Here is a 16,752-nt window from a genome sequence, read left to right as displayed (position 1 = left end):
GACGACAGGTTTGGCTGGACTTGCCGGCCAGTGAAATTGAAGAGGTAGACCATGGCCAAAACTGGAAAAGAGCGATCTGCGAAAACCGCCGCGAAGCGGATCGAGTACGACGAGAGGGAACTACGGCACAGGCTACGGCTGGGCACTCGGCAGAAGCTTGAAGAGCTGATGACCTGGAACGGTATTGAGGAGATCAGTGAGGCAGTTCAGAACCTGATCCTGAACGCTCACGCTCTGGGCCCGACTCTCTCCTATCAGGTAATTGAAAGTCCGCGCCACAGAATCCAAGTTAGCGAAAACGTGGCGCGGATGATTCATAGCGCAGGCCAGCGCAAAGCGTCTCGACTCGATGCTGAAGAGGCATAGACCCACCCTATTCGCTGCATCCTGTCACTGGAGTTGCTAGCGTCGTGGATTCAGCGCCCAGCGACGTGCTTCTGCCATTGCCACTTCCAAGGCCTCTTCATCAGTCTCATCGGAAATGTCGTGAATTTGCTCGGTGATCATCTTGCCGTCTTCGCGATAGACACCGATGAACATGTATCCTATGAACCCATTATGAGTGCGGCGCAATCGAACCTCTGAAAAGCATCCGTTTTCATGGCCGTACTCTATGAGCTTATCGCCTTGTTGAGAAGCCCACTGCTCAAACGCTGTTGAACGCTGAATCACCTTGCCCTCCTTGATCCGGCCCTATGCCGACGCCCCTGTAATACCCCATCCCACCCCAAATAGCCACCATGCCGCCACCAGCGCGGAGGGCGGCGCATGCATGGAGTTAAACCATGAGCAACTACAACTGCGCGTATGTGCGTGAGCATTACAAGGTGCCGGCCGAGGTCGGGCGCCGAGTGATCGCCAACGGCGAGCCCGGCGTGATCATGGCCGACCGCGGCCACTACATCGGCGTCATCCTCGACAGTGACCCGAAGAAGCGTATCCGCAACTACCACCCAACCTGGGAAATGCAGTACGGCGAGATGGCGGACAAGCTGCCGCTGAAGAGCTACCAGGTGCTCGTCTCTGGCTGTGGTTGGTGGGACATCACCAATCGAACCATTGTCCAGGTGTTCGCCAGCACGCCATCACAGGCCAAGTACAAGGCCTATGAGCAGTGCGAGTACCACGATATCGAATGCATGTTCGGTTTTAAGGTTCGCCTGGCCTGACCATCCCGCTCTACCCGCCAGCACTCCACCCTACCCCATCGATCACGCCAGCCAGGTCACGGCCATCGGCTGCCCGGAGAAACCTATGCAAGCAGTCATCTATGCGGGCCTGCGTAACGGCGCCCGCGACCAGCAGATTCACGATGCCCTGATCTACAAGCGGGTGATCGAGGTCGCCCGGGAGTTCAAGCTTTCCCCTAGCACCATCCGGGCAGCAGACAAACGCATCTCCAACACATCTGTTTTCGAGCTGAGCCTACTGGGGGGGGGCAACCCGATGCCGATCGGCAAGATCGTGGCCGACTCCTTCCGCAAGGCCGCGCTTGGCGCCTACCGGAATTACCACGGCACCTTTCGAAACCTTGAGCTGCCCTGCTGGGTGATCACCGACGGCACACAGAAAATCGAAGTGCTCGAACTCCGCAAGATCGATATCGGCGAAGTCTCGCTGTAACCCAACCTCCTCCCCAACTCAACGAAGCACGCCGCCCGGCGAGGACCTCCTATGTCTGCACATCAGAAGAAACACCCCTTCGACTTTAAAACCCAGTATGGGCTTGGCTTCAGTACTCAGGACGATGAGATCGTTGTCGACTTCTTCTGCGGTGGCGGCGGCGCCGGTACTGGGCTGGAGATGGGTCTAAGCCGGCCAGTGACCGTGGCCAAGAACCACAGCCCCGCGGCCATCAGCATGCATACCGCCAATCACCCGGCGGCGCGACACTTCACAACCGACGTGTTCGAGGGCGACCCGGACGAAGAATGCGAGGGCCGGGCCGTGGGCTGGTTCCACATGAGCCCAGATTGCACCCATCACAGCCAGGCCGCCGGCGGTCAGCCACGCAAGCGCGAGATTCGCAACCTGTCATGGATCGGCCTGAAGTGGGCCGGCAAGAAGAAGCCCCGCGTCATCAGCCTGGAGAATGTAAAGCAGATCCTTCAGTGGGGTCCGCTGATCGCCAAGCGTGACAAGGCGACTGGTCGAGTCGTTACCCTGGACCTGGTGCCGCACCCCGCCAAGCCCAAGAGCAAGATCAACCGGGTAGCCGATCTCGGCGAACAGGTGCCAGTCTCGAATCAGTTCCTGGTGCCAGACCCGAAGCGTCGCGGCACGACCTGGCGCCGGTTCGTTCAACTGCTGGAGGGTCTGGGTTACTCAGTTGAATGGCGAGTCATCAAGGCCTGCGATTACGGTGCGCCGACCAGCCGAGAACGCCTGTTCATGATCGCCCGCTGTGACGGCCAGCCGATTGTGTGGCCTGAGCCGACACATGCGAAGAACCCGACCAAGGGCCAGAAGAAGTGGCGCACCGCCGCTGAGTGCATCGACTGGGCCGTGCCGACCAAAAGCATTTTCGGGAGACCGACCCCGCTGGCAGATGCCACCCTACGCCGGATCGCCAAGGGGATGAAGAAATTTGTCATCGATGCAGCCGATCCATTCATCGTGCCAATTGCGAATTGGTCAGGGGAAAGCGTGCAATCTGCGAACGAGCCTTTGCGTACCGTCACATCGTGGCCTCGCGGCGGATCGTTCGCTATTGCCAGCCCGATCATCGCGCCAGCCACGCACCAGGGTAGCGATCGCATCAACGACCCATCTGCCCCGCTTCCAACAGTGACTTGCGCCAACCGTGGCGAACTGACGCTGATCAGTCCGGTGATGGTCACTGCTGCGCATGGCGAGGGGAGCCCCGGCGGTGTTCAGCGCTGGGGCGACGGCAGCAAATTTGCCGGTGACCCCCTGGGGACGGTGACAGCCAGCGGCGGGCATTCAATTGCAGCCGCTCACCTGGTGAAGTTCAGGTTTGCGGACGAAGGAAAGGCGCTCGGCGAACCGCTGCCGACGATCACCAGCGGTGGCAACTACCAGCGCCCGGCTGGTGCTGCACACGCCATGGGTGTCTCGACGGTGTTCATGGCCCAAATGAATGGAGGCTTCAACACTACGGCGGTCAAGAGCATTGAGGACCCTATGACCACGGTGACCAACACCGGCAGCCAGCAGCAGTTGGTGACCGCAAACCTGGTGCATCTGCGCGGCAACTGCGATGCGCGGGACGCCGACGACCCGCTGCACACCATCAGCGCTGGCGGCACTCACCACGGGCTGGTCACCGCATTCATGGAGCGTCAGTTCGGCGCCAGCGTCGGCCAGGGAGTGGACGAACCGGCGCCGACCATCACCGCCGGCGGTGGTGGCAAAAGCTCGCTCGTCGAGCTGCAGCTCTCGCCAGAGGTTGAAGCCGGTGCGCTGCGGGTTGCCGCCTTCCTGATTAGCTACTACGGCACCGAGAACATGAGCGCCGCCGACGCACCCGCGCCAACCATCACCACCAAAGATCGGCTGGGCCTGGTCACCGTTACCATCAAGGGCACGCCGTATGTGATCGTCGACATCTGCCTGAGGATGCTGCAACCAGCCGAGCTGTACAAGGCTCAAGGCTTCCCCGCCGACTACATCATCAGCCACGGCGCGGACGGCAAGCCCTTCACGAAGACCCAGCAAGTGCACATGTGCGGCAACAGCGTCAGCCCACCGCCGATGGCAGCGCTGGCCAGGGCCAACGACCCATGGAAAATGGCGGAGCGCCAGGCAAAGGCAGCATGAAGCCAGCCAAGCTCTTTCAGTGCCAACAAAATGGCGAGTATCAGAGAAATAGTCTCAAGGATTTCGTTCAGGTTCTGCATATCGGTATCACCGCTTTGTTGAGGTGATACCTATTCTGTTGTCACGACTGAACTGATTCCTCTTGGGTTTTTTCCAAGCAGCATCCCGCAACTTCATCGCGATTCACGACAAATCACGAATCAATCACCGCTCGTCAGTTAGACGAATCGGAGGACTCCCCATGCGCACAAAAAACCTACACCTGGAGCAGCGAGTAGCTGCCCTTCAGTCCGACCTGAACCAAAAGGACGAGCAGATAGACGCTCTCGCGTTCACAGACAAGGACCGCGAGCTGTCGCGGCGTGATTGGTTCGAGGAGGCGCAGAGGCTGGAGAATGAAAATAGCGCCATTCGCCTACAGGCTGGCGGTATGCAAATGGAAATTGACGAACTACGCACCAAGCTGGCCGAGCGGGATGCGCTGCTGGAAAACGCTCTCGACATTCTGAAAAACGTGGACGACTTGGACTGGACCGGAGAAGGGGTAAAGACCGATATCGAAGCCATCCTATCCGCCAGCGCAGAGCCGAGCGCGGCTATTGAGCAGGATGGCCTGTGCGGGGTCGAAGACGTGGCGCGGCAGATCTCCGGAAGAGCAAAAGCCCGCGCCGCCCTGGACTGCCCGGACTGTGGCGATACCGGCGTAGAGCCATGCAGCAAGCACGGGTGGAAGCCATGAGTAACGAAACGATCAGCGTGCCGCGTGAGCTCGCCGAGCTTTGCTTCCGAGCCCTCAACGGGGGCAGGCAGCGACTAACTGGAATGGAGCATGGGCAGGCTTTCCGGGAGCTGCGCGAACTTCTCGCCCAGCCTGCCGATGCCGGAATCTCGGCATCGCTATCTAGTCTGCCGCGCTTCGACATGGATCAAACGGCCTGTGAGATCCAAGACCCGGATGGCGTGTGGGTTCGCTACGACGACGTAGCCGCCTTCTTGCAGCATCAGGGCGAACCGGTGGCATGGGAAGTCCAATACAGGGACGACGGGGTGCACCAGGGCTTCGTCACCACTCAGGAGCGAGCCAATTACTACGGAAAGCAGGCCTACAAGATCGTCCCGCTCTACACCCGCCCAGGCGCCCAGCCCGCGCCGGCTGCGGTGGTGCTGCCTGAGCGCCAATGCGCGGACCATTTCAGCGAAAAGCTGCGCGACAACGCAGACGGCTGGAACGCCTGCCTCGACGAAGTAGCGCGCCTCAACCCTCCCCAGCAGTAACCCCTTCCCATTACAGCCAGCCGCAGCAGCGGCAAGGACAAGTCATGCCCAACAAAAACGTAGAGCTCGGTCAGGAGATGTGGTCCCTGCTCTCAACTGAGTTCGTTCAGTGTGCCGTCGATAACGGGGCAAGCGAGCAGAAGGACTTGGCGCAGGTGTGGGCCGGCTTCTTTGCCGCAGCATCTGGAGCGATGTGCGCGCAGATCGGCGCCGCATATTCGCAGGCCATCCTCGACGTCGTCCAAAAGACCTGCATGGACGCGGTCAGGTCTCAGATGCAGGAGGTGCAGCCATGAATATCGACAAAGAACGCCTCAAGAAGCTGGCCCAGGCTGCACAGAACGACAGCGGCGACTATGCAGCGCTGAACGATTACGGGATGGCTGTGCCACCGGCTGTAACGTTGGCCCTGCTCGCGGAGATCGAGCGGCTGGAGGTCGACAACAGCAGTATGCGCGGCAGCACCAAACGTATGGGTGAGGACGCCTCGCGGGCGCAGAAGCAGGAGCGAAAGAGACAGCGCGAGATTGCCCAGCTCAAGGCCGAGAACGACACCCTCAAAGCAGCCGCCATGGGCATTCGAGACGTTTGGCGAGAGGATCAGGCCGAGAACGAGGCGCTGCGCGAAGGAATGAAGGGCGATTACGACCTGGATGCCTGGCTCGACTGGGTGAAGAATGCAGAGGCGCTGCGCAAGGACGCCGAGCGCTACCAGTGGCTGTGCACGCAATTTGGCGTCACGAAGCTACCGTGCGCGATCGAGCGCATCCTTGGTGGCGAGGCCTACGTGGCAGACGGCAAGGCGAGTATCGATGCTGCTATCGATGCAGCCCTGGCCGAGGAGGTGCAGCCATGATCCTCCCCGCCCTGCTTTTCATGGCCTGGAACGTCTACAGGGGGCCGAGGCCATGAACATCTATCGCCACAGTTTCGTAGCAACGTGCCCCGCCGACGGCGATGCCATCGTGTATAGCCTAGAAATTCGCAGCCTCTCAATGATCCGGGTCGAGCACATCAAAACCGCAACCCGCCTGATCCGTTCGGGCTACCAAGAGACGATCGCGGATGAGTTGTTCGAGCGCTTCGGCGGCGAGCAAATCATCACGGCAACACACCAGGGCGTCGAGATCGAAACAGTGAGGCTTAGCGGATGATTCATTACCACGGTCTGCCGATCACGCCAGAGACAGCGGCCGCGGCGGCCATCAGTGGTGGCCACGCTTTTGTGAGCTTCAGTGACCCACGGCAACTCGCGCTTGCCGCTCAGGTCTGCCAGTCGTTTGCCGTCGATAATGGCGCGTTCTCGGCATGGAAGCAGGGTAAACCCGTGATGGACTGGCGGCCATTCTACGAGTGGGCAACTTCCGCAAAGCTGATCCCTGCATGCGACTTCGCAGTGATACCTGACGTGATCGACGGAGACGAGCGCGCAAACGATGCGCTGCTGGATGAATGGCCATTGCCTCGGTGGTTCGGCGCCCCCGTGTGGCACATGCACGAAAGCCTTGAGCGGTTGGAACGCCTGGCAAGCTCCTGGCCAAGAGTGTGCATCGGCAGCTCAGGCGACTATTCGCAGCCAGGAAGTACCGCTTGGTGGGTCCAGATGGGGAAGGCAATGCGGGTTGTTTGCGACGACGATGGCAGGCCGATGTGCAAGCTTCACGGCCTACGCATGCTTGATCCTGCAATCTTTGGTCACCTGCCCCTCTCGAGCGCCGACAGTACGAACATCGGTCGAAACATCGGGATCGATCAAGCCTGGCGCGGTACATACCAGCCCCCGACAAAGGAGGCCAGGGCCACAGTGATGCGCAGCAGGATCGAGTCTCACAACTCGCCACCACGCTGGACATTTAGCGTGCCAGACGAAATGCCCGCCCAGGGCACCTTGCTGTAACCCCTCCCCCAACAACTCTGCCTGCCCGCGAACGCGGGCGAGGAGTCACTGTGTCCGCCATAGAATTACAAGAAGGCCGCAACTTCGCGGCAGAAATGCTGATGCATGCGTCCCACCTGCCGCGGTCGATGTTCGACGACCGCGGGCCAGTCGAGACAATGATCTGCAATCTCGAGCAGTCAGCTCAGTTAAAGCCTGCTGACTATGCAAAAGGCATCAGGCAAGTCATCGAGGTAGCACGACATGGCAACTGCTGAATTGCACGGCCAGAAAATAGGCCCATTCGAACAGGGCTATGCCGCGTTTTTGCGCGGCGCAGGGCTGAATCAAAACCCGTTTGAGACGGAGAACAATGCCTCGCCATTCTCGAAACAGAGATGGATCGACGGCTGGAACAAAGCACAGCGTGAAGCATGGAGGAAGGCATGAGCACTATCGAGTTCCTAAGCCATGAGGAGGTGTGCCAGCTCACTGGCGCGCGCAACAAGGCCCGCCAGATTGCAAATCTAAAGCGCAACGGTATACGGCATTCAATTAAGGTAAATGGCTGGCCTAGCGTCACCGCAAACGCGGTAATGGCATTCGGCGCGGCGGTGACCGAGGTTCAGGCATGGAAGTCACGAAAGGCAGGGTGATATGGGAAGAAGGCCGAGTAAGGCGGGTTCGATAGCCCGGATGCGGGAGCGCTTAAAGGCTAGCGGTCGCACGTATTACTACTACGACGCTGGTGGCCATCCGCGCAAGGAGATACCGCTTGGCTGTGATTATGGGCTAGCGGTGATGAAATACGCGGAACTGGAGCGCGATCGAACGGCAACGGCGCTTGTCAGCCAGGTCATCACGTTCCGGTACGTCGCGGAGAAGTACCTGGTGCAAGTAGTGCCGACCAAGGGTGCAGCCACGCAGAAGGACAACATCCGGGAAATGAATCGGCTCCTGGAGTTCTTCGATGACCCTCCCGCCCCGCTCGATGCCATCAAGCCGGTGGACGTTCGGCAATACCTGACATGGCGCAAATCTGCGCCAGTGCGTGCGAACCGCGAGAAGGCCTTGCTCAGCGCCATCTGGAACTTCGCACGGGACGTAGGATATACGGCCCTGGCCAATCCCTGCGCTGGGATTAAGGGAAACAAGGAGAAAGGCCGGGACGTGTACATTGAGGATGATCTGTACCGAAGGGTCTATGAAAAGGCCGAAATCGGCCTGCAAGATGCCATGGACTTGGCCTACCTTACCGGGCAGCGGGTGACCGATACACGCCTCATGGATGAGCGGGACGTGCGCAGCGGCCAAATCTGGGTGAAGCAAGGCAAGACGGACACCAAGCGGCGGATCGAGATCATAGGGGAGCTGAAGGTAGTGATCGACAGGATCATGGCCAGAAAGGCTGGGCACAAGATCAGATCAACAAGACTTATAGTGACAGGAGATGGAAAGCCGATGAGTTCGGCTATGTTGCGAGGCCGATTTGACTTGGCCAGGGAGGCCGCGGGGGTCGATAAAGCGCTGTTCCAAATGCGCGATCTGCGCGCTAAAGCAGGTACGGACAAGGCGGAATCTAGCGGCGACATCCTCATGGCCAGGGATCAGCTTGGGCATACTACGGTCAGCATGACCGAGCAATACATTCGCGAGCGCAAGGGTAAAAAAGTTACTCCGACACGCTGAAAATGCCAAAATTTCGGTCCGCAACGTTTTTCAACTACCTGAAAACATTGGATAAAATCCACATAATTTCAGAAGTTTTGCGGACCGGAAATTGTGGCGCGCGCCGCACTGGCTATGGATTCCTCGCCGGACTTAAAATCCCCCGCTCGTAAGGGCGTGCCGGTTCGATTCCGGCTTCGGGCACCATATAAATCAAGGGCTTGCGTGATTTCATCATGCAGGCCCTTGTTGTTTTTGCTCCGCAATTTTAAAGCGTGCTCCGCAATTCTCATTTCCGCGGTTTCCCGGAATTTGACGCTTTTTCATTGCCGCTGTTATTTCCGCCTGACTGTGGATGCTGGCCAGGTATGTGCATACCTTGCGCTTCAGGAAATCCGTCAAACCGGAACCGGTAGTTCTGTCCTGACGCTCTTGCTGCTGAATATCGACTGATGGAACTGTCAAATGAAGGCTGCGCCCCTCACGCTCGTCGTACTTTTTTACATCGGCATCTGTTCAGCGTTCGCCGATGGCACGCCGGCGACAAACGCCCTGCGTGGGCCAGCCGGTATCATTGCCGGAGAGTCTTTGCTCACGGCTAGAGCCAAGCTGCTCGAACATGATTGGAAGCCGACACGGATACACGCCAGTGATGACTATGAATACAGCGGCGTGGAACGGGAGCTGGCTATGCACCATTTGTTCGAGGTCGATACCTGCTCTTTTGATAGCTCGCGTTGCATCCTGTTCTACTCAAGGAAAGGTGCCTGCCTTCGTGTCGACACCATTGGCGAGCGACTCAACGACATGACCGTTACGCACTGGGCAGACATGTGCCCTGGTGCGCCGGCATCAGGCAAGGGTGGCACGCAACAACCACGATAATGCTGCCTTGTTGATCAGTCAGCCCAATACGGGCCAACTAGTACCCTCTGGCTGGCAAAGGCGGCCATCAGCGAAAGGCCCGGCGGGTAATGAGATAAACCGGGCATGCCTCGGTATTTTCTGTTGCGCAGTCCTCTGTTTTTCCACCACTCTCATTGCTCCGGCGCGCTGCCACCCCCTCCTTCACAGGCCATCCCGGGCACCGCCGAAGTACGCGGTTCGCTACGCGAGCGCAAGCCCGAGATGATCATCAGCACGATCGCCGGGACGATCACCAGGCTGGCCGAGAGCATCGCGCCCTTGAACCCGGCCACATCCAGGGCCTGCCCGCCAATGATCACGCCCACCCCGATCGCGCTGTTGAGCACTGCGGTATGGATCGCGGTCGCCGGCACCGTGTGCTCGCCGGCGATCCTCAGGACCCAGGTCTGCAAGCCGGTGAACAACGCCGAGATCGACACACCCCAGAGCAGCAGCAGGCCGACCACCAGGACGACGCCCAGCCGCGGCCCATAGCCCCCCAGGATCACCAGGGCCAGGGCCATGCCGAGCAACGCCACCAGGATGAATGCCTTCAGGTAGCGATCGATGAACAGCGCGCTCAACAAATTGCCCAGGAAACCTGCGGCTCCAAAGGCGAACAGCAGCACCGCGATCATGTAGGAGGTAATGCCCGGTACCTGGCCAATGAACGGCTCGACGAAGGTATAGGCGCCAAAGTGGGCGGCCGCCGTCAGCCCGGTGATGACGCAGGTGATCAGCAGGTCCTTGCGGCGCAGGACCACGGCGAAACCGCCGCCCTCGACCAGCGAGGGAATACGCATGCTCGGCAGCACCAGGGCCATTGCCGCGGCGCTGGCGACACACATCAGGGCCCGGCAGGCGAACGCCGTGCGCCAGCCATCGTACTGGCCTACCAGATTGATCAACGGCACGCCCATGACGGTGGCGATGGTGATCCCGCCCAGCACGATCGAGGTGGCCAGGCCCATGCGCCGTGCCGGCGCTATGTGTGCGGCGGTGGCCGCCACGGTTGCCCAGAACACCCCTGGGCCAGGGCTCCCACTGCCCGGGCGCCGAGCAGCATCGAGAATTCAGGGGATAACGCCGCCAGTGCGTTGGATACCGCCAGCACCAGCATCAACACGATCAGCAGCGTCTTGCGGGCGATCCAGCGGTTCAGCCAATTGGACGACAAACCGCTGGCGGCACCGATCCACGCCTACAGGGTCACGGTCAGGCCGACGGTGGATGGTACCTGGTCAAGATCGGCAGAAATCTGCGACAACATGCCGATGGGGGCGAACTCGGAAGTCACCATCGTGAACGAAGCCACGCACAGCACGCTGACTGCACACCATATTCGCAAGGCCGTGTCGACCATCGGTAATACCCACCCCTGTCTGCTACGCCCCTGAAAATATCCAGAGACATGATTATTCAGTTATACGATTCAGCTCTTCGAAGATAGCTTTTCATCGCCCAAGCAATGGCACTTTTTCCGCATTCCTCATCGGGTACCGAGCAACTGGAAGGATGCCAGGCCCGCCGCCGTCATCAGCAACGAGCCCACCACATGCAGTGCCACCGAGCCCAAGGCCCACAGCAACTTGCCCTCCTGGAGCAGGGATACAGTCTCTGCGGAAAAGGTCGAGAACGTGGTCAGCCCTCCACAGAAGCCGGTGATGATCAATAACCGCCATTCAGGGCTCAAGGAAGGAGATGCCGCGAGGAAAGCCAGGGCCAGGCCAATGATGTAGCCACCGACCATGTTCGCCACCACGGTCCCCGGGGGGATGGCCGCAAACAACAGATTGAGCTTGAGGCCCAGGAACCAGCGTAACCAGGCACCGGTCGACGCGCCCATGGCAATGACCAGGAGTGATTTCAGCATGCTGGGCAAACCTCCATCGAACGGCATGGCCGATGGGGAAAGCGAGAGGTGATGCAAGAAGGGAGTGCTAGAGCAGTCGGTATCATGGTCCTGTCCTGGTTGAGGACAGGGGCAGGCACACCTACGCACCCTGTCCAGGGTTCACGTAGGCATCATCAGCACGAAGCGGTTCAAGGAGGAATGCCATCTCCGGGGGCAAATCCTAGCGCAGGAGAAATCGCAGCTTCAAGGATCACGTGCAAGTCCCCAAGGGAGTTCGCCCAGTACAGATGACCTCGCCATCCATGAACCGGTAAAGAGCCACAGATACTGGGCGAACGGCTAAACGCTATGCCCTCGCCATGGGATGTTCAACTGTCAACAATGATCGGGCAGGCAAGTCAGCCGACAGGGCTGCCGAAGCCGCCGGCGAAAGCTCGCCGCCCTGCTCGCAGCTCGGTGCGCAATTCGCCGATCAGGTTGGAAATATCCCGCACGCTGGTGAGCTGCGCGGTGGAAACGCCCGGGAGCAGCAAGTCCACCCGGCCAGATACCGCATCGTAGATCTTGATGGTCAGCGATCCGCCAGGATTGACATTGCAGGCGCAGGAAAGCGGCAGGAAGCCGGATTCCAATATGTGGCACAGCTCATGGGTCGAGAGCATGGCATCCTAGCCTACGTAGTGTTGATGGGAATTTTTCCGATCCAGCATAGGCGAGCATGCGCCTTGTGTATCGGAAAAAACACACCGCGGTGTTAACTGCATCGCAGTTCCTGAAAATGGCCGACCACGAACTAGCCGCCACTATTTTGCTGCTGACAGCCCTTAAGGTTTTCCTGGGCATGGTTTCGCCAACTGTGTATGTTCGCTCCATGGACCGACTTCTTCAGCCCTGCCGCCCAGCGATTATTACCATCCTCTAGAGGGTGGGCCAGCGGCTGTCCGAACCGCAATCAACCCGCCTCGGAGGCGGGATTCATGACCGCTCTTGCGAGGCTTCAAGCAAGGAGACGAAGCATGAACCCTCCATCCAACCCGGTCTTGCACCTGCTATGCGGCAAGATCGCCTCAGGTAAATCGACACTCGCCCGGCAACTGGCCCAGGCCCCTGGCTGCGTGCTGATCTGCGAGGACCTGTGGCTGGCCCGGTTGTATCCGCAGATGATCCATTGTGTCGCGGACTATCAACTCCACGCCCGATGCCTGGGCGAGGCCCTGGGGCCGCTGGTCGTCGCCATGTTGCAGGCCGGCACCAGCGTGGTGCTGGACTTCCCCGCCAATACACTGGCCCAGCGCGCCTGGTTGCGCGGCCTGGCGGACCAGGCACAGGTTCCACATCGCCTGCATGTACTGAATGTCGCCGAGGATGTCTGTCGCAGCAGGCTGCGTGAGCGCAATAACCAAGGCGAGCACCCGTTCGCCACCAGCGACGAACAGTTCGAGCTGATCTGCAGTTATTTCGTCGCGCCCCAGGCGGCGGAAGGGCTGAACATCGTCGAGGCCTGAAGCGGCAGGCGGTGTGCGCAGCGGCTATGGCGGTCGCTGCGCTGCAGGCTCAATAGGAGTGGCCGAACCGCCTGGCATAGTGGTCTTCCAGGCTGCGGCATTCATCCGCAGGTGAGGTGGCGTCGACCACAGGCTTGGTCGAAGGCAGGTTCTGCCGACGGCAGTGCAGGATTTCTTCCTGGGCCCGGGCACGCTCCCTGTCGACCTCGATGTTGAAGCGGACGATGCACGCCCCAAGGATCACGGCAATGCCCATCAGGGACAACGCCAGTGCCCTGAACCCGTCGCTGTCGGCCCTTTCATCCTCGTCCCGGATCATCAGCGTCCCACCGCACGCATACGTCCTCCTACTCAGGCTGCGTACTGTATCAGCTCCGGGAACCGGCACGAAAATGGCGACCCAAATGGTCAAAAGAACAGGGGATACCGGACCAGGAGGCGCATGCGGCCAGTCCCTGGCAGCACTGGCCTGGGCAAATCGCAGGCAAAAAAAAGCCCAAGCAGCTGATGGACACTTGGGGCTAAAAATGCATAAACCGTGGTAGGTGAACGCGGAGCTATAGTAACGGGTTGGTACATTCTGTAACAAGTTATTTTTTGAAAAAAACGTAAATAAGAGCACTTAACCATTTAAATATCCACAATTTTTTTAAGTCATTATTTTTCAACAACTTAACTCTCCACCCTGGCCACCCGCCCTTTGAGCACTACTACACAGGGACTTCAGCCCCCCATTCCGGTTAAACGAAAATGCGCTGAAAATTCACACAATCGCAACAGACAGGCCCCTGGAGCCCCCTTACATTGCCGGCACCCACCTGAATGGACTGTGTTGGCATGAACGATTTTCTCGACACCCTGCCCCTGCTGCTTTGCCTGACCACCTTCGCCTGGTGCTGCTGGGGGTAGTCCCTGGAAACCCCGTCAATCGACCCCACTGCCCTCCCTGTTACGCCCCACCCACGCTCCCGCCAGAAGTCGTCCGGCCCCCGAACCGCTCCCGAGCCGATAACGCCCTGCCGGGCAGGCGAAAGTGAACCCGACGATGCAGAACGCGTAGACTGCGCGAATGACCACCGCACCGGTCCCCCGCCAACGTCCGCACCGATCGAGAGCCAGCATGTCGTCCCCAGCCGATCCCGTCCCAACGCTCGCCGCCAGCCCCGCTGATCATTCCCCGGAGCCCGAGCAGCCCGGGCCACCGCTAACCCCGGAAACCCTGGTGCTCGACCCTCGGGCCAGCCAGGTACTCTCGGTCTTCGATTTCGATGGCACCCTGACCCGCCATGACAGCTTCGTGCCCTTCTTGCGCTTCGCCTTCGGCCCCCGCAGATTCCATCAGCGGGTGCTCAAGCTGGTCCTGCCAAGCCTCGGCTTCCTGGCGCGCAGGGTCGATCGTGACCAGCTCAAGGCCCGCCTGATCAGTTGCTTTCTCAAGGGAGTCGAGGCCGCGTGGGTCCAACAGCAGGCCGAGGCGTTCTGCCAGCGCTCCTGGTCCCGGCTGATGCGTCCGGCGGGGCTGCAGGCGGTAGCCGAAGAGATCGATTCCGGAGCCCGGGTGACCCTGTGCTCGGCCTCTCCGGCCCTGGTCCTGCAACCCTTCGCCAGGCGCCTGGGCATCGCCCTGATCGGCACCGAACTGGAGGTCGTCGATGGCGTGCTCACCGGCCATATCGTCGGTAACAACTGCCGTTGCGAAAACAAGGTGCTGCGCCTGGAGAACGTCTATGGCCCGCTGGACCAATACCGGCTACGCGCCTGGGGCGACACTCGGGGCGATCATGAGCTACTGGCCGCCGCCCAGGACGCCCACTGGCGTCACTTCCATCCCGCCTGGCGCCGCGGCCAAGCGCCACGCTGAACCTTGCGCCAAGGGCCAGGCGCCAGGCACCGGCGACTGGCCGCCACTCGAGCGGAACAAACCGGGTGAAATCCCGCTATTGCCACGGCAAGCCAGTCGCGGCGGCTAGGTGACCGACAAGCCGAGCGCTGTCAATCGGCCCGGACGCAGAAGCGCTCGCGCATGCTGGCGCTGGCGGCCGGCCCGACCTGCACCGTGCAGTCCTGCAGGGGCACCAGCTGGTGCCCCTGCACATCCATCATCGCGGGTTGTACCGGCCGGCCGGTTGCCCGCTCGACGATCTGCACACTTTCGCCCTCGGGGGCGAAGTGGCGATTGCCCCAGGCGACGAACGCCATCAGCACCACACGAAAGTCCTCGCCCTTGGCCGTCGGCACGTACTGATAGCGCAGCGGGCGCTGGCTATAGGCCTGGCGTTCCAGCAAGCCCGCCTCCACCAGGGAGTTGAGGCGCCGGGTCAGCATGTTCGGGGCGATATCCAGACTGCGGGAGAACTCATCGAAACGCCGCAGGCCGTGCAAGGCGTCGCGCATGATCAGGATGCTCCACCATTCCCCGACCCGTTCCAGGCCACGGGCGATAGGACATTCGGCGTCCTCCAGGCTTTTTCGTTGCATCACTTGCTCCTGCGCTATGGCTCGAAATATTGTCGAGCCGGATGTTACTTTCATGATGATAGTATCGTCCACGCTTCGTTACCCCCCAACCCAAACACACTGAAGGAGCAGGACCTGCATGAGCAAACGCATCGTAGTCACAGGTATGGGCGCAATCACTCCGCTGGGCTGCGGGGTCGAGCAGGTATGGCAACGCCTGCTGGCGGGACAATCGGGCATCCGCCAATTGCCCGAGGAGTTCATCGGCGGACTGTCCACCACGGTGGGCGGCCAGGTTCCCGACCTGGCACAGGATCCGCAGGCTGGTTTCGATCCGGATTCACTGCTACCGCCCAAGGAACAGCGCAAGATGGACCGCTTCATCCTGTTCGCCCTGGCGGCGGCGGAAGAAGCCCTGGCCCAGGCCAACTGGCGGCCGGGCAACGCTGCGGCCCAGGAGCGCACGGCCACCATCATCGCCTCGGGGGTCGGCGGCTTCCCGGCCATCGCCGATGCCGTGCGCACCACTGACAACAAGGGCCCGCGGCGCCTGTCGCCCTTCACCATTCCTTCGTTCCTGTGCAACCTGGCGGCCGGCCACGTCTCGATCCGCCATGGCCTCAAGGGCCCCCTGGGCACACCGGTCACCGCTTGCGCCGCCGGGGTCCAGGCCATCGGCGATGCGGCACGGATGATCCGCGCGGGCGAGATCGACATCGCCGTCTGCGGCGGCGCGGAAGCCACGATCCACCAGGTCAGCCTGGGCGGCTTCGCTGCGGCCCGGGCACTGTCCAGCGACTACAACGACACTCCGGAACGCGCCTCGCGCCCCTTCGACCAGGGCCGTGACGGTTTCGTCATGGGCGAAGGCGCCGGCTTGCTGGTCATCGAGGATCTGGAGCACGCCCTGGCCCGAGGCGCCCGGCCCATCGCCGAGCTGGTGGGGTATGGCACCAGCGCCGACGCCTACCACATGACCGCCGGCCCGGAGGATGGCGACGGCGCCCGGCGCGCCATGGAGCAAGCCCTGCGCCAGGCGGGCGTGTCGCCGAAGGAGGTCCAGCACCTCAACGCCCACGCCACCTCCACACCGGTGGGCGACAAGGGTGAGCTGGCAGCCATCAGGCAGTTGTTCGGCACCGGCAACGGCCCGGCCATCAGTGCGACCAAGTCCGCCACCGGCCATCTGCTGGGCGCGGCCGGCGGGATCGAGGCGATCTTCACCATCCTCGCCCTGCGCGACCAGGTCGCCCCGGCGACGCTCAACCTGGAGAATCCCGACAGCGCCGCTGAGGGCATGGACCTGGTGCACGGCCAGGCGCGCAAGATGCCCATGCAGTACGCGTTGTCCAATGGCTTCGGCTTTGGCGGGGTGAATGCCAGCGTGCTGTTCAAGCGCTGGGAGTGATCCCCGGCGCGATACCGCGCCA

At 60.9% G+C, this 16,752-nt stretch carries 25 protein-coding genes and 1 riboswitch; of the genes, 19 read left to right on the top strand and 6 right to left on the bottom strand.

Annotation, left to right across the window (positions count from 1 at the left end; translation table 11 throughout):
• The first annotated feature begins 51 nt into the window (after positions 1–51).
• The gene (locus tag CAG11_RS29480; RefSeq protein WP_085599709.1) at positions 52–366 is read left to right on the top strand and encodes a hypothetical protein; all 315 of its coding nucleotides are present in this window, start codon (positions 52–54) and stop codon (positions 364–366) included.
• A gap of 36 nt (positions 367–402) precedes the next feature.
• Here CAG11_RS29480 and CAG11_RS33460 read toward each other — a convergent pair whose 3' ends face one another.
• Entirely contained in the window at positions 403–672 is a 270-nt protein-coding gene (locus CAG11_RS33460; RefSeq protein WP_143494813.1) for a hypothetical protein, read from the bottom strand.
• A 113-nt stretch (positions 673–785) separates the two neighbouring features.
• On the opposite strand from CAG11_RS33460, the gene CAG11_RS29475 reads away from it, so the two are divergent.
• The 14 genes from CAG11_RS29475 (at position 786) to CAG11_RS29415 (ending at position 9,484) form a co-directional block, all read left to right on the top strand.
• Entirely contained in the window at positions 786–1,169 is a 384-nt protein-coding gene (locus CAG11_RS29475; protein WP_085599707.1) for a hypothetical protein, read from the top strand.
• 85 nt (positions 1,170–1,254) lie between these two features.
• A complete protein-coding gene (locus tag CAG11_RS29470; protein WP_085599705.1) occupies positions 1,255–1,623 on the top strand; it encodes a hypothetical protein in 369 nt (122 codons plus the stop codon).
• Positions 1,624–1,674: 51 nt separating this feature from the next.
• Positions 1,675–3,780: a DNA cytosine methyltransferase gene (locus tag CAG11_RS29465; protein WP_085599703.1), complete on the top strand. Its 2,106-nt coding sequence runs from the start codon at positions 1,675–1,677 to the stop codon at positions 3,778–3,780.
• A 241-nt stretch (positions 3,781–4,021) separates the two neighbouring features.
• Positions 4,022–4,519 carry a hypothetical protein gene (locus tag CAG11_RS29460; protein ID WP_085599701.1) on the top strand — a complete coding sequence of 166 codons (498 nt, stop codon included), beginning with the start codon at positions 4,022–4,024 and terminating at the stop codon, positions 4,517–4,519.
• Complete coding sequence (locus CAG11_RS29455; RefSeq protein WP_085599699.1) at positions 4,516–5,055, top strand: hypothetical protein; 540 nt, start codon at positions 4,516–4,518, stop codon at positions 5,053–5,055. Before CAG11_RS29460 ends, CAG11_RS29455 begins: the two co-directional genes overlap by 4 nt.
• A gap of 44 nt (positions 5,056–5,099) precedes the next feature.
• Positions 5,100–5,351, top strand: coding sequence for a hypothetical protein (locus CAG11_RS29450; protein WP_085599697.1), 252 nt, complete (start codon positions 5,100–5,102; stop codon positions 5,349–5,351).
• The gene (locus tag CAG11_RS29445) at positions 5,348–5,911 is read left to right on the top strand and encodes a hypothetical protein (RefSeq protein WP_085599695.1); all 564 of its coding nucleotides are present in this window, start codon (positions 5,348–5,350) and stop codon (positions 5,909–5,911) included. The genes CAG11_RS29450 and CAG11_RS29445 overlap by 4 nt, the downstream gene beginning before the upstream one ends.
• A gap of 52 nt (positions 5,912–5,963) precedes the next feature.
• Positions 5,964–6,209, top strand: a complete 246-nt coding sequence (locus CAG11_RS29440) for a hypothetical protein (protein ID WP_085599693.1) — start codon at positions 5,964–5,966, stop codon at positions 6,207–6,209.
• Positions 6,206–6,952, top strand: a complete 747-nt coding sequence (locus tag CAG11_RS29435) for a hypothetical protein (RefSeq protein ID WP_085599690.1) — start codon at positions 6,206–6,208, stop codon at positions 6,950–6,952. Before CAG11_RS29440 ends, CAG11_RS29435 begins: the two co-directional genes overlap by 4 nt.
• Before the next feature lie 50 nt (positions 6,953–7,002).
• The gene (locus CAG11_RS29430) at positions 7,003–7,209 is read left to right on the top strand and encodes a hypothetical protein (protein WP_085599688.1); all 207 of its coding nucleotides are present in this window, start codon (positions 7,003–7,005) and stop codon (positions 7,207–7,209) included.
• A complete protein-coding gene (locus CAG11_RS33455) occupies positions 7,196–7,381 on the top strand; it encodes a hypothetical protein (protein WP_143494812.1) in 186 nt (61 codons plus the stop codon). The genes CAG11_RS29430 and CAG11_RS33455 overlap by 14 nt, the downstream gene beginning before the upstream one ends.
• Positions 7,378–7,587, top strand: a complete 210-nt coding sequence (locus CAG11_RS29425) for a DUF4224 domain-containing protein (RefSeq protein ID WP_085599686.1) — start codon at positions 7,378–7,380, stop codon at positions 7,585–7,587. The genes CAG11_RS33455 and CAG11_RS29425 overlap by 4 nt, the downstream gene beginning before the upstream one ends.
• 1 nt (position 7,588) lies before the next feature.
• Positions 7,589–8,620 (top strand): tyrosine recombinase XerC, encoded by a 1,032-nt coding sequence (gene xerC / locus CAG11_RS29420; protein ID WP_085599684.1) that lies wholly within the window; start codon positions 7,589–7,591, stop codon positions 8,618–8,620.
• A 444-nt stretch (positions 8,621–9,064) separates the two neighbouring features.
• Positions 9,065–9,484: a hypothetical protein gene (locus tag CAG11_RS29415; protein ID WP_085599682.1), complete on the top strand. Its 420-nt coding sequence runs from the start codon at positions 9,065–9,067 to the stop codon at positions 9,482–9,484.
• Between the two features lie 152 nt (positions 9,485–9,636).
• Here CAG11_RS29415 and CAG11_RS29410 read toward each other — a convergent pair whose 3' ends face one another.
• A complete protein-coding gene (locus tag CAG11_RS29410; protein ID WP_256578771.1) occupies positions 9,637–10,530 on the bottom strand; it encodes an MFS transporter in 894 nt (297 codons plus the stop codon).
• 72 nt (positions 10,531–10,602) lie between these two features.
• On the opposite strand from CAG11_RS29410, the gene CAG11_RS34260 reads away from it, so the two are divergent.
• A complete protein-coding gene (locus CAG11_RS34260) occupies positions 10,603–10,902 on the top strand; it encodes a hypothetical protein (RefSeq protein WP_256578770.1) in 300 nt (99 codons plus the stop codon).
• A gap of 92 nt (positions 10,903–10,994) precedes the next feature.
• Here the strand turns inward: CAG11_RS34260 and crcB are convergent, their stop codons facing one another.
• Both crcB and CAG11_RS29400 read right to left on the bottom strand, forming a co-directional pair.
• Complete coding sequence (gene crcB, locus CAG11_RS29405) at positions 10,995–11,378, bottom strand: fluoride efflux transporter CrcB (protein ID WP_085599680.1); 384 nt, start codon at positions 11,376–11,378, stop codon at positions 10,995–10,997.
• 139 nt (positions 11,379–11,517) lie between these two features.
• A riboswitch (Fluoride riboswitch) is annotated at positions 11,518–11,578 on the bottom strand.
• Positions 11,579–11,758: 180 nt separating this feature from the next.
• Positions 11,759–12,022: a DUF1652 domain-containing protein gene (locus CAG11_RS29400; protein ID WP_085599678.1), complete on the bottom strand. Its 264-nt coding sequence runs from the start codon at positions 12,020–12,022 to the stop codon at positions 11,759–11,761.
• Positions 12,023–12,376: 354 nt separating this feature from the next.
• On the opposite strand from CAG11_RS29400, the gene CAG11_RS29390 reads away from it, so the two are divergent.
• On the top strand, positions 12,377–12,865 hold the full coding sequence (locus CAG11_RS29390; protein ID WP_085599674.1) for an ATP-binding protein: 489 nt from the start codon (positions 12,377–12,379) through the stop codon (positions 12,863–12,865).
• Between the two features lie 49 nt (positions 12,866–12,914).
• Here CAG11_RS29390 and CAG11_RS29385 read toward each other — a convergent pair whose 3' ends face one another.
• On the bottom strand, positions 12,915–13,184 hold the full coding sequence (locus CAG11_RS29385) for a hypothetical protein (RefSeq protein ID WP_085599672.1): 270 nt from the start codon (positions 13,182–13,184) through the stop codon (positions 12,915–12,917).
• 801 nt (positions 13,185–13,985) lie between these two features.
• On the opposite strand from CAG11_RS29385, the gene CAG11_RS29380 reads away from it, so the two are divergent.
• Positions 13,986–14,726, top strand: a complete 741-nt coding sequence (locus tag CAG11_RS29380) for an HAD family hydrolase (RefSeq protein WP_085599670.1) — start codon at positions 13,986–13,988, stop codon at positions 14,724–14,726.
• Positions 14,727–14,857: 131 nt separating this feature from the next.
• Here the strand turns inward: CAG11_RS29380 and CAG11_RS29375 are convergent, their stop codons facing one another.
• Entirely contained in the window at positions 14,858–15,343 is a 486-nt protein-coding gene (locus CAG11_RS29375) for a helix-turn-helix domain-containing protein (protein WP_085599668.1), read from the bottom strand.
• Positions 15,344–15,461: 118 nt separating this feature from the next.
• Here CAG11_RS29375 and fabF point away from each other — a divergent pair, with 118 nt between their 5' ends.
• Positions 15,462–16,730 carry a beta-ketoacyl-ACP synthase II gene (gene fabF, locus CAG11_RS29370; protein WP_085599666.1) on the top strand — a complete coding sequence of 423 codons (1,269 nt, stop codon included), beginning with the start codon at positions 15,462–15,464 and terminating at the stop codon, positions 16,728–16,730.
• Positions 16,731–16,752 lie beyond the last annotated feature (22 nt).

Source organism: Pseudomonas sp. B6(2017), assembly GCF_002112765.1.
GTDB classification, from domain to species: Bacteria; Pseudomonadota; Gammaproteobacteria; order Pseudomonadales; family Pseudomonadaceae; genus Aquipseudomonas; species Aquipseudomonas piscis.
The sequence above is the reverse complement of the archived record's forward strand: the minus strand, read 5'-3'. Positions and strand labels throughout refer to the sequence as shown.

Coding starts and splice junctions, on each gene's coding strand:
- CAG11_RS29465 (WP_085599703.1), top strand. CDS start 1,675: ATGTCTGCACATCAGAAGAAACACCCCTTCGACTTTAAAACCCAGTAT.
- CAG11_RS29440 (WP_085599693.1), top strand. CDS start 5,964: ATGAACATCTATCGCCACAGTTTCGTAGCAACGTGCCCCGCCGACGGC.
- CAG11_RS29425 (WP_085599686.1), top strand. CDS start 7,378: ATGAGCACTATCGAGTTCCTAAGCCATGAGGAGGTGTGCCAGCTCACT.
- CAG11_RS29445 (WP_085599695.1), top strand. CDS start 5,348: ATGAATATCGACAAAGAACGCCTCAAGAAGCTGGCCCAGGCTGCACAG.
- CAG11_RS29385 (WP_085599672.1), bottom strand. CDS start 13,184: ATGATCCGGGACGAGGATGAAAGGGCCGACAGCGACGGGTTCAGGGCA.
- xerC (WP_085599684.1), top strand. CDS start 7,589: ATGGGAAGAAGGCCGAGTAAGGCGGGTTCGATAGCCCGGATGCGGGAG.
- CAG11_RS29470 (WP_085599705.1), top strand. CDS start 1,255: ATGCAAGCAGTCATCTATGCGGGCCTGCGTAACGGCGCCCGCGACCAG.
- fabF (WP_085599666.1), top strand. CDS start 15,462: ATGAGCAAACGCATCGTAGTCACAGGTATGGGCGCAATCACTCCGCTG.
- CAG11_RS29450 (WP_085599697.1), top strand. CDS start 5,100: ATGCCCAACAAAAACGTAGAGCTCGGTCAGGAGATGTGGTCCCTGCTC.
- CAG11_RS29435 (WP_085599690.1), top strand. CDS start 6,206: ATGATTCATTACCACGGTCTGCCGATCACGCCAGAGACAGCGGCCGCG.
- CAG11_RS29460 (WP_085599701.1), top strand. CDS start 4,022: ATGCGCACAAAAAACCTACACCTGGAGCAGCGAGTAGCTGCCCTTCAG.
- CAG11_RS29400 (WP_085599678.1), bottom strand. CDS start 12,022: ATGCTCTCGACCCATGAGCTGTGCCACATATTGGAATCCGGCTTCCTG.
- CAG11_RS29475 (WP_085599707.1), top strand. CDS start 786: ATGAGCAACTACAACTGCGCGTATGTGCGTGAGCATTACAAGGTGCCG.
- CAG11_RS29380 (WP_085599670.1), top strand. CDS start 13,986: ATGTCGTCCCCAGCCGATCCCGTCCCAACGCTCGCCGCCAGCCCCGCT.
- crcB (WP_085599680.1), bottom strand. CDS start 11,378: ATGCTGAAATCACTCCTGGTCATTGCCATGGGCGCGTCGACCGGTGCC.
- CAG11_RS29375 (WP_085599668.1), bottom strand. CDS start 15,343: ATGCAACGAAAAAGCCTGGAGGACGCCGAATGTCCTATCGCCCGTGGC.
- CAG11_RS29480 (WP_085599709.1), top strand. CDS start 52: ATGGCCAAAACTGGAAAAGAGCGATCTGCGAAAACCGCCGCGAAGCGG.
- CAG11_RS33455 (WP_143494812.1), top strand. CDS start 7,196: ATGGCAACTGCTGAATTGCACGGCCAGAAAATAGGCCCATTCGAACAG.
- CAG11_RS29455 (WP_085599699.1), top strand. CDS start 4,516: ATGAGTAACGAAACGATCAGCGTGCCGCGTGAGCTCGCCGAGCTTTGC.
- CAG11_RS29390 (WP_085599674.1), top strand. CDS start 12,377: ATGAACCCTCCATCCAACCCGGTCTTGCACCTGCTATGCGGCAAGATC.
- CAG11_RS29415 (WP_085599682.1), top strand. CDS start 9,065: ATGAAGGCTGCGCCCCTCACGCTCGTCGTACTTTTTTACATCGGCATC.